The 11,071-nt window shown below is 50.3% G+C and carries 6 protein-coding genes; 2 read left to right on the forward strand and 4 right to left on the reverse strand.

Features of this window, described 5'->3' with window-relative positions:
* The 4 genes from ACO6VE_RS22890 to ACO6VE_RS22905 all read right to left on the reverse strand — a co-directional run.
* On the reverse strand, nucleotides 1-4,876 hold a 4,876-nt coding region (locus ACO6VE_RS22890; protein ID WP_422463660.1), incomplete at its 3' end, for a filamentous hemagglutinin N-terminal domain-containing protein.
* A 42-nt stretch (nucleotides 4,877-4,918) separates the two neighbouring features.
* Nucleotides 4,919-5,473 (reverse strand): toxin-activating lysine-acyltransferase, encoded by a 555-nt coding sequence (locus tag ACO6VE_RS22895; protein WP_422463662.1) that lies wholly within the window; start codon nucleotides 5,471-5,473, stop codon nucleotides 4,919-4,921.
* Between the two features lies 1 nt (nucleotide 5,474).
* The gene (locus ACO6VE_RS22900) at nucleotides 5,475-7,121 is read right to left on the reverse strand and encodes a ShlB/FhaC/HecB family hemolysin secretion/activation protein (RefSeq protein WP_422463664.1); all 1,647 of its coding nucleotides are present in this window, start codon (nucleotides 7,119-7,121) and stop codon (nucleotides 5,475-5,477) included.
* A 567-nt stretch (nucleotides 7,122-7,688) separates the two neighbouring features.
* A complete protein-coding gene (locus tag ACO6VE_RS22905; RefSeq protein ID WP_422463666.1) occupies nucleotides 7,689-8,903 on the reverse strand; it encodes a hypothetical protein in 1,215 nt (404 codons plus the stop codon).
* Nucleotides 8,904-9,169: 266 nt separating this feature from the next.
* Here ACO6VE_RS22905 and ACO6VE_RS22910 point away from each other — a divergent pair, with 266 nt between their 5' ends.
* On the forward strand, nucleotides 9,170-9,355 hold the full coding sequence (locus ACO6VE_RS22910) for a DUF2256 domain-containing protein (RefSeq protein ID WP_422463668.1): 186 nt from the start codon (nucleotides 9,170-9,172) through the stop codon (nucleotides 9,353-9,355).
* Nucleotides 9,342-10,904 (forward strand): cryptochrome/photolyase family protein, encoded by a 1,563-nt coding sequence (locus ACO6VE_RS22915; protein WP_422463669.1) that lies wholly within the window; start codon nucleotides 9,342-9,344, stop codon nucleotides 10,902-10,904. The genes ACO6VE_RS22910 and ACO6VE_RS22915 overlap by 14 nt, the downstream gene beginning before the upstream one ends.
* The last annotated feature ends 167 nt before the right edge of the window (nucleotides 10,905-11,071 follow it).

Here is an 11,071-nt window from a genome sequence, read left to right on the forward strand (position 1 = left end):
TGAGGTTGATATTGCCACCGGAGACCATGGCGGATTGTTGCGCTTCACTGCTGGTGCGTTTGGTAGTGCTGCTTTGCTGGCTGGAACCCAGACTGATACTGATGCCCACACCGGTGGCTTCGGCGACACCTTCTGCCGTGGTGGCCTGTGAGGCAGCCATGGCACCATCGTAGGCTTGTTTGGCTGAGAGCGCGGCGGTAGCACCTGCCAATACCTTCAGGCGACTGTTGTCGATGTCTTCACCCAGCTCTTTCATCCGTTCTGCGGTTTGTAAGGCCGTCAGCACTGAGCTGGTGACACTCAGGGTCACACCGGTCTGTTTGAAGCTTTGTTCTTCTACGGTGCTGTTTTTGTTGTGGCCTGCCTCGACGATAATATTTTTAGCATCGACAGAGATATCCCCGGCCGGTGTATTAACGTCACTAGCCGTCTGGCGATATTCATTGCTGGCCACCATGGTTACATTGCCTTCTATGGAACCCACGGTGGAGCCACTTAACGTGGTGGATGTTTGCAGGGTATCGAGAGTTTGCTGCTGTGAACCTATCGTGACGCCAGTGCCGCCGCCACTGAACAGGCCGCTTTTCTTTTTATCTTCAAGGTTCTGTTGTTGCTGGGTGTTTTTTGCGGCTTCAAGAACAATATTGTTTGCCTGAAGGGTGGTGTCGCCGGTGGCAACGGCACTGCTGCCCCGGAAGGCCAGGTTGTTAGCGGCCTGCAAATCCAGAGATTCGGCACTGAGGTTTGAGCCGATTGCCTGATCCTGATTCAGGGTATCCCGGGTGGTTACGGTGGTTTTTGAGAACATACCGTTACTGCCGGTATGCTTGTGCGCCTCATCCACAAAGACGGTGGCTCGGCCCTCTTTGAAGGTGAGGTCATTGCCTGTAGCGATCGAAGCATTGCCGCTACTACTGGTGATATTGGCGGCAGTGGCGGCAAAGTCTCTGCCTGCTGTGATTTCTATATCATTGGTCACATTAACCTGGCTGCCAATCTCACGACTATGGGCGTCTTTTCGCCAGTTGTCGCTGTCCCATACGATGGACATATCAGACGACTCAGTCACTGTACCCAGAGTAATGTCATTATTAGCCGTTAACCGGGTGTCACCATTGTCACTCTCATTACCCAGATAGGAAGCGATCAGGTTCAGATCATTCCCGGCAGAAGCCAGTAGTAGGCCATCACTGTCGCCCGATACGTAGATACTCGCCACCCGACTGATGGAAGTGTTGGAACCCTGTTCGTTACTGCTGGAGCGGAGGGTGCTGACGCTATTGATATCCTGCCCGGCATCCAGCGTCAGGCGTTGTTCTGCAGTGATGGTGCCGCCCAGATTGTTGATGTTGTCTCTGGCGGTCAGGGTGGCTTCACCACCGGCAATACGACCACCGTTGTTATTAATGTTGTCCGCCGTGATCTCTGCGCTGGTTCGCCCGCTGATGGTGCCGCTGTTCAGCAGGTTGTTATTCAGTTCCAGTTTCAGGTTATCAGCGGCCAGCAGTGAGCCTGTAGGCGACAGGTCATTCTCCTGAACCCGCATATAGACTTTAGGCACCAGCACCTGCTGCTGGCTGCCATCCGCCAGAGTGACGGTTTCTTCCACCAACCAGACAATGTCGCTGCTGAGCTGTGAAATCTGGGCATCACTGAGGGCAATACCAGGCCTGAGCTGTACTTCTTCGGCGAAGGTTGCTCCCGATAGCATCAACTGGCGATATTGATCTTCATCACTGGCATAGCCTTCCAGAAAACGCTGGCCGGTCAGCTGTGCCACCTGCTCACGAATCAGTTTCTGTTCGTAAAAGCCATCACCCAGGCGCATTTGAGTGGTGGCCGGGTCGTATTTGGCCTGTTCCAACAGGAAGTCGGAGCTGAGCCACTGTTTGCGGTTGGTGAATTGAGGGTCTGTTTGTACCAGAAAGTTGGCAGCAGGGTTGGGGGAGACGATGAAAAGACTATTATCCGGTAGCAATACAAGTCCACCGCTTGTGGGAGATGTTGCGGTTTCTGTTACCTGATGGTCTCCACGGTCATCCACAGTCGTACCACTGCCCGTAGGTTTTGTGTTGCCTTCATAACGGGTGGGTGAGAGGCTGATATCTTCAATTTTTGTGGCGGGGTTATATCCGGAAACGGACCTGCCCTGATCATCGGTGCCTTTCTGCTTGTCTCGCCAGTAATTGGTAACTTTACCGGAGTCACTGATTAGACGCTGCCCCGGTACATCGGTATTGGTCAGGCTTCCAACGACACCTGTCAGGTCACCACCGGCCTGGATAATACTCAAATCGTTTAAGAGTGTATCCACATTCAGGGTGATAGCACCACTGGCCAGTAATTGACCCGGGTCAGACGATAGAACGACATCTTCCATGACGATGCGCTGGTATTCATACAGGTTGAAGTTGTCTCTGGTGCCAGTGGGCGTGACCAGGTGCAGTACTTCATCACGGTAGGTGGATATCTGATCAGGCGTATAACGTTGTGACTGACCAGAAAGCTGATACTCCTTAATTTGCTCCCGGCTGATCTCTCTTTGTTCGGTACTGAAATGTTCGTTGGTGTTATTCAGGGTAGTTACATTGATCGTAAGGTCGTTCAGGGATTCAATGGTTGCACTTTTGTTATCGATGAGTGTGGCTTTTCCGGTAGAATTGCCACTGCCATCAAGCTCCCCTCCAATGCTTAAATCGCCAAGGCTTAAAATAAGTGCATGTTCGCGGTTGGTGAGGGTATAAGTACCAATATTCATCGACTGTCGTGCAGCAATAACAGCAGAGTGATTGTCTTCTTCACGGTTGATAAGAGTGTGCGTACTCAGCTGAACCTGATCGCCGTAGATTCTACCGGTACCGATATTCTGTAACTGTCGTGAAGAGAGATAAGTGGTGACCCCATCAATCAGACCGTAGTTAATAACTGTACCGGTTGCAGTGATGCGGGTTTCTTGGGCACTGATCTCACCTTGTGCACTATTGGTCAGGTTTTCTGCCGTCAGGTTCAAGCCTGATCCAGCCAGTAGTTGACCCTGGTTGGTCAACAGACCACTGCTGGTGAGTGTGAGATTGCCCGTCGCTTGAATAATGCCGGTTTGAATCAGGTCGGCACCAAGATCCAGTGAGAGATCTCCTTGAGATAGCATACGACCATCACCACTGAAGGTGCCGGTACGGAGGTTAAGGTTCTGGTTGGCAATCAGGGTACCACCGGTATTGGTGAAAGATTGTTGATTGCCGAGGTTGAAAAACGCCCGACTGATCTGAAAGGCGTCAGCTATCGTGAGATCACCGCTGCTGGAAATAAGACCATCACTGTTATCAATAACATGACTCGCCGTGATATCGGTATTTCCAGATGATTGAATACGACCTTGCTGGTTGTTTAATGTTTTCGTGTTGAGGGTAACTTCAGACCCGGAGATCCCCTGATCGCCAGATTGTGTACCGCTATTGTCGATGAGATCGGCCTGAATATTCAGAACATTGCCAGAACGGATTGAACCCATTTGGTTGTTGATACGGGCACTGTCAATGTCCAGGGAGTCGCTGGCATTGATCTCACCAGAAATATTGCTCAGGTCTTTTGAACCTGTGTTAATGCTCAGGGTACCTGCCTGAATTAATCCGTTGTCGTTTAAAAAGTCCCCTGTACTGGCGGTCAACTGCCTGGCCGATTCAATTCGTCCCTGATTGTTGGTGAGCTGGCCAGAGGTGGTCAAGGTCAGGTCACCACTGGTGGATGCTATGGTTCCAGAGTTGTTATTGATTGAGTGGCTGTTCAGGTTTAACTCATTGGTGGCAGCCAGAACCCCATTCTGATTATTAATGGCTCCACTGCTTGAGATAGAGAGCGAGGTATGTGCTGTGATGCTTCCACGGTTGACCAGTTGGCCGTCAGCGGTGAGCTCAACATTGCCTGCACTGGCGCCAATGGTGCCGGCATTGCGCACTCCGACACCATTTTCTGTGGCTTTTAGCGTAATTTTTCCGGCATACATGCCGCCGAGGCTGGCGACGTCAATGGAGTAATCAGGCTTACCCGCGATAGATGACAGACGTTCAATGGTCTGTCGGCGGCTATTAACCCGTTGTGTACCGGTTTGAATAGCGAGATCATTGGCCCAGACGCCCGCATTCACTTTTACGGCCCGGGCAATGAGGTCAGTATAATCGGAAGACCGGTCATTCAGCCCCTGGCCAGTAATTTCTATATTTCCACCAGTCACCCGGTAACCGGACAATTGCCCATTATTGAATTCTGGCGTTCCGGTGGTCAGTGTGGATCGGGTGGCATTAATAAAACCACAACCGTCGCAGGATAACCCCGCCGGGTTGGCAATCACCACTTCTGCCCGTCGACCGGCCACTTCCACAAAGCCATTGAGCAGGCTGGGATTGCTGGAGTTTACTTCATTCAAAATGACACGGGCAGACCCGCCAGCCATTAACGGGTTGCCCTGCACCCAACCGGCCAGCTGGGTTTGCACATTATTATGAGCATTATTGAGAATGGCACCCTTGGCGTTAACATCGAACTGGCTGTACTGGTTCCTGGAAACGCCCTGGCCGCTGGGAGTTTGAATGTTAACCACCGGCACTCCCGCAGCAGATGAGGTGACGATGGGTTGCTGGTTACCCGGAGCATTGCTATCTGCAATAATCTGGGCATGAACTGGGGCGTGCCATAGCATGCTGAGCATGAAAACCAGTGCCCCGGCTTTCAGCTGACCTGCAAACAAAGAGGGAGCAGCGTTACTGGGTGTTGATGAGCGAGTACCTGGTGCTTTGCAACTGCTTTTGGCGAGTTCGCCCACAACCATTAACTGACCACGGGCTTTGTTGAAGATGATTCGGTAGAGGTGCTTGTTCATATCCTTATGCCACGTGTTTTTATAATTTGAAAATTATTGTCCTTAGCGCAGATCACCGATTTTTAAATACCTGCAATTTGCTGGTATGTGTTTTAACGGGTGTAAATCTGACCATTGCCGTGCGTCAGTCAGCGACATATTTCGCCCTCTGAACTCTTTGATGAGCATGCCAGAACGTTCGTGGTTATGGTAAAGGTGTCGCCAGCAATGATTGCCCAGCAGGGTTTTGCTCATGAATTGTGAGTGGCGTTTCAGTTCACTAAATGGAGCAACTACATCCAATATCCACAGCCGTTCTCCACACAACCAGTCTTCAGCAGGCATACGCACCGGGTTTTGGTTGATGTATCGCTGCTCTGCAGCTTCATCAAACAGTGCCCAGGAGAGAAAGAAAACTGGTTTGCCAGCGTCAACGCCCAGTACAAACTGTTGCGTCTTCAATACGGGCAACAGTAAGCGGGGGAGGGTATTCAAGGGCAGGTTCTGGTGTGCTTTGGAGTGCATCCATAACCAGGTAATGGAGCCAAGCACTTCGGCTTCATTGAACGAACAGTGGTTCAGTTGTGGTGCAATGTAAACCAGGCCATCCTTGCTCATGTCAAAGACTCCAGTTCAGGTTAAAGCCAAGCGTCATACCAGGGGTTTCAAAACCATCGGGCTTATCCAATGGCATGCCTGCAAAGGTGTCGTAGGCGATACCAAACAAAGAGCCCCTTAAGCCAAGGACTGTCCCCGCCAGTTGATGACCAAGCAGATTTTCAACTGATGGGCCACTGACTCGGCCATAATCCAGACCTAGATACAGTTCCTGTCGTGTATTGGGCAGGTGCCAGCCCAGGTCATTTCGTATCAGCCATCCCCGCTCTGAAGAGAGTGTGGCTTCACCATCGAAACCCCGCACGGTGTATCGGTTACCGATAGAAAATCGATCCTGTGGTACCAGAGGGGTTTTGTTCCACTGGCCACGGTAACCCAGGGAGTAGCTGAACTGGTGTCCGGAATAGGTGAAGGGAACTTGTAAGCCGGCATTTAAAGTAATCAAGGTAAAACGGGAGGTCCCTTCGTTAAAGGCTTCTTCCGGTGCGGGCATGGTATCAAAGGCACCCGTTCCCCGGCGATAGGCCGCTGAGACATTGAGAACGTTCTGACCAATAAACGCCTGATGCTGAATATCCGCAGCCCATCCTGCGGTGCGGCGGCGTTGAACCAATACTTCGGTGTCGTCTATGTAATTGCTGGAGCGCTTAGTCCATCCTTCAACGCCCAGGGTAAGCTTCTGGGTCGCATCTCGATAGAGCAATCGTGAAAGCTTGGCGCTGCCAGTTTCGCTGTCACCACGGTAGATATAATCGGTTGTGGCACCAGCGACGGTCTGATGATACTCACTCTTGCCGAAAGAAAAACTCAGTGTCCAATACCCCACGGGAATCATGTAATACAGTGAGTAGCCTTCTGTTCCATAGTCTCTTGAATCGCCACCGCCCAGATCATTGGAGAATGAGGCATAGAACAGATCATTCAACAGGAAGGGATTGTCGACAGAGAGAGTGGCAGATCCCTGGTAGCGACCTGTCGCTTCACTGCCGGAATCATCAGCGGAGAGACTGAATCGAAGCGGTTGCCTTTGCTTCCATAAGACGACCAGGTCACTTTCTCCCGGTTGTGCTCCCGGCACAATCTGGATATCCGCTTCTGCAGTGGGCAGGCGTCGTAAGTTCTCCAGGGCTTGTTCAATGTCTCGCAGGTTCAATAAGTCTCCGGGCGATGCTGGGAATGCTGTCCATAGATTGGTGCCGCGCTGGGAAAAATTATCGAAACGGATAGATTTGATGCGGCCTGGCACTATGAATAATTCAAGCTCACCATTATTTAGGTCTTGAGGCTTCGCCAGCACCCGGGTAGTTACATAGCCTTTTTTGATAATGGCATTCTGGATACGTTTCATGATCAGGTTGACGCCCTGGCCACCAAGACAGCGGCCAAGGGCCTCGTCACCCGGCTGATCCGCAGCGGAAAGAGCCCACTGGAACTGATCTGCTTCATCACCGGTTAAACGGATAATGTCGATCATGAAACAGTTGGTTTCTTCAGGTAAGGATTCAGCGACGGCCTGTGGAATTTGCAGGCGAACATCCGGTTCAGGGATTTGTTGTTTACGAATTACCTCTTCACGCTCTTGCTGGCGCTGGATTTCATTGGTGGGGTTAGGAGTATTAGCGTAGCCTGACATTGGTAAAGGAATCATAGCCGACAGAATCAAGAGATGTACTGCTCGATTGCAAACTCGCTTCAACAACTCATCCCTAAAAGACAACGTCAACTCCAGTATGAACTTTTATTTATTTTTGTGATTCGATTCTACATATAATACAAGCGACGTGTAAAGTGGTTGCCGGTTTAATGAGGCACTATTCTAATTAAGGCCTGACCGAGAAAGAAGCGATTGAATTAAGTACTGTGCTTCAGTACAACCTGAGCAAATTTTTGGGTGCCCTTTATTTTCTTGATTACCCGCGTGGTAGTGGTGTTGATAGCTCAGCATGGGATCTGAAAGCCCTGGGTCAGGTGGAAGTCGTGCCTTTTGAAAGGGGGGGGATCTAACAGGTTTCGGGGATAACCGGCATACGGCGATATATCCATTGGGATAGCAGTTTTCGCAATGTAAGTATTTGAAATAGAACCGGTTAAATGAGAGATTAGTTTTAGTTAGCGACTCTGACCAGCTTGTTAATGAAAAATTCAAACGGGGTAGAGCCTGTCAACGATCACGAGATCAAATATAATCACTTTCAGTCAGTAGCCAATTCTACAGTCAACTTTTCTTGATCTGTTCTCTCCGTTCTTCGACCATCCGGTCACCTGCCCGGCGTAAAGTGACCGAGTAGACGGTGAAGACTCTTTTTTTTCTCAAATCGTCCGTGTCAACGTATTCCTCTTCCTCCGCGTTAAAGGTAATGACTGTTTCATTGTCACGGCTGAAGTCCCAGGTTGGCACAGTGTACTCTGCAAGGAGTGGATAAAAGTAGCGTTCTGATTTCAGCATTCTGAAGCCTTCTTCAGGATTGGAGAAATCAAAAAACTGCAGCGCTACACTACTACTGTAACGCGGAAACTGTCCATTGACGGCCAGCGTATTCCCATCGGGACTGGGAATGGCCTGGCCCCAGCAAAAATTAAGCAAATTGAAATGATCGCCCCGTTGTGGGTAATGTATTCCAGTGGATAGATTGACCAGAAGCGTTGAATATACTGACTTACCCGTCAAAACCCAGTCCTGGTTCTTGCACTGAAAGAAATTGTGTACTGGGTTCAAGCCATGCCGAATGAGATCCACCAGGACCTGACCGTCACTGCACCGTGTTATTTTGATGCGGCTGTGGCTTGTTTCCTCCCGATCATCTCTTATGACCGGAAGGTAAAAACCTGACTCCAGTTGATATTTCTGATCCAGCCGCGTTACCGTTGCCAAGGGTAAGTATGAATACAACCGGGAGCGCGCCCTTTGATCGGCTTCATCAAACCTTTTCTGGTTCAGTTCGATCCATCGGGTATCCTTCCAGCATGCGTCGGTGTGCCTGTGGTCGCAGCCTCTATGATCCAGTCCGGTTGCCTCTGACTCAGGGCCTGAGGCCGTGGCATCTGAACCGGTCCCACGAATATTTTTTGCTGCTGTCTGGGCGGGTTGCAGAGATTGGTCTTCGCCTTCACAGCACGTTACTGAAGCAGCATTAGCAGGCACACTCAGGATTTCGGATGCGGGCAGGGGCAATGAATGTGACGGGTTGAGTTGTTGCCTGCAGTCAGCCTCGGACACTGTCGTAATCCGAGAGTCTCCCAGCATTTTGTTGACATCACCACCCTCAGGTAGTTCAAGTCCGGAATCAAGCCATCCGGTTGTCCCGCCGTCAGTGCTGGTGATACGGTGGGGACCAAATCCTGCAGAGCAGGGATTTGCCACCGCGTCAGGTATCGGCTGAGTATTGTTCGGGGTATGACCGCAAAAGTTGGGACTCAGAGGATTAGACATCAATTGTCCTCAATTTTTGATTTATTAAAAGAGATTGAGAATGTCTGGCCAGGCAGCCATCATAGCCAGATCACGAATTGTCCAGTCAAGTTTATGAATCCTGATCTGTCAATGCCTCTGCCGGTGAATATGATGTTTCTGTGGTATAACAATGCCCTGACTTTTACTGAATACCCGGTGTTGAGTTGCCTTGAATATTCTTTGGACATGGAGAGTAACGATGAGGTTGTTCTGAGCCGGACCGGTCAATTTAACGTAAAGTAGGCATGAAGCACTCTCAAAGAGCAAGAACTGCTGACAACAAGGTTGATCGAACCGCACAAAAGCAATGTCCCGTCTGCCATCGTCCTTTTACCTGGCGAAAAAAGTGGGAGCGCTGTTGGGAGGAGGTTCGCTACTGTTCAAGGCGCTGCCGATCTCAACGAAACCGGGTGATGGATGAAAAACAATAAACACTACTCTACCCTAAGGCTGATTCTTGGAGATCAACTCAACGCCCGCCATAGCTGGTTCAGCAAGCAGGATGACGAGTGTATTTATGTGATTGCCGAACTGCTTCAGGGAACCGGTTACGTTAAGCACCATGTACAAAAAATCTGTGGTTTCTTTCTCGCCATGGAACAATTTGCCACGGCATTGCAGAAAGCGGGGCATCAGGTTCTGCATTTGACGCTGGATGAAACCAAAGACTTTGCCGACCTGCCATCATTGATTCTTCACCTGTGCCAGCAATATGCAGTGACCCGTTTTGAATACCAGAGGCCTGATGAATACCGTTTGCTGGCACAGTTAAGAGATTTTGAACCCGATAAAGCCCTCTTTAAAAAAGAGTGGGATACCGAACACTTTCTGGTTCCGTTTGAGGCGCTTGGCAAACGGTTCAAGCCCGGTAAGCCCGGCAGAATGGAAACGTTCTACCGAAAGATGCGCCAGCAGCATAATGTCCTGATGCATGATGGCCAGCCGGAAGGCGGGCAATGGAATTATGATGCAGATAATCGCTGTAAGCTCAAAGCTGCTGATATTGATGCGATCCCGGAACCCTTAATGTTTGCCAGTTCAACCGCGTCAGTACTGGAGCGGCTGAAACGCCATAAGGTACAGAGCTTTGGTGATATTAGCACTCATCTGCTCTGGCCGATTACACGCCAGCAGTCATTAACATTACTCAATTATTTCTGCACCCATTGCTTGCCGCATTTTGGTCAGTTCCAGGATGCCATGACCGCGAACAGTGACCATCAGTGGAGTCTTTACCATTCCCGGCTCTCCTTTGCCCTGAATACCAAAATGCTCCACCCGAAACAGGTGATCGATAAGGCGATCAGCGCCTGGCGGGAAAACCCTGAAGCGATTTCACTGGCGCAAATAGAAGGCTTTGTCCGTCAGATCCTGGGGTGGCGTGAATATATTCGGGGTGTCTACTGGAGCAATATGCCGGACTACGAGTCCATGAACTACCTGAAAGCGACCAGCGATCTGCCTGATTGGTTCTGGACCGGTCAGACACAAATGAACTGTATGCGCCATGCCATTACTCAGTCATTGCAGTATGCCTATGCGCATCATATTCAGCGGTTGATGATTACCGGCAACTTCTGCCTGCTGGCGGGTATTGATCCTGATCAGGTCGACCAGTGGTACCTGGGCATTTATATCGATGCGATTCAGTGGGTAGAGCTGCCCAATACCCGGGGCATGTCGCAGTATGCCGACGGCGGCATGGTGGCATCAAAACCCTATGCAGGCAGTGGTAATTATGTGCAGAAAATGAGTGACTATTGCCCGGGCTGTGTTTACCAGGTGAAGGAAAAAGAGACAGAAAGCGCCTGCCCTTTAAACAGTCTTTACTGGCATTTTATGGAGAAACACCGGGAGATGTTGCAGAACAATCCCCGGACTGCCCTGGTTTATAAAGGGTGGGACAAAAAGGACTCAGCGGACAGGAATGCCATCCTGAAGCGGGCCCGGTGGTGTATTAATCATCTGAACGCGCTGTAAACATTTGATAGCCCGATGCACTGTACACGACAAAAATCAGGAGTAAGCCAGCAGGATTCACTATCTTGAGTTTTTAAGCACAAAAGACCCACGACTATGGAACCCGCCGACTTACTCATTACGCAGTTTAGAACCTATTTGAAATGGAACAAGTGTCGCCTGAACGT

Source organism: Endozoicomonas sp. ALB115 (assembly GCF_049310245.1).
In the GTDB taxonomy this organism is placed as follows: domain Bacteria; phylum Pseudomonadota; class Gammaproteobacteria; order Pseudomonadales; family Endozoicomonadaceae; genus Endozoicomonas.

What these genes read in the sequence shown, in the direction of transcription:
- ACO6VE_RS22915 (WP_422463669.1), top strand. Translation starts at nt 9,342, where the DNA reads ATGAAAAACAATAAACACTACTCTACCCTAAGGCTGATTCTTGGAGAT.
- ACO6VE_RS22900 (WP_422463664.1), bottom strand. Translation starts at nt 7,121, where the DNA reads ATGATTCCTTTACCAATGTCAGGCTACGCTAATACTCCTAACCCCACC.
- ACO6VE_RS22910 (WP_422463668.1), top strand. Translation starts at nt 9,170, where the DNA reads ATGAAGCACTCTCAAAGAGCAAGAACTGCTGACAACAAGGTTGATCGA.
- ACO6VE_RS22905 (WP_422463666.1), bottom strand. Translation starts at nt 8,903, where the DNA reads ATGTCTAATCCTCTGAGTCCCAACTTTTGCGGTCATACCCCGAACAAT.
- ACO6VE_RS22895 (WP_422463662.1), bottom strand. Translation starts at nt 5,473, where the DNA reads ATGAGCAAGGATGGCCTGGTTTACATTGCACCACAACTGAACCACTGT.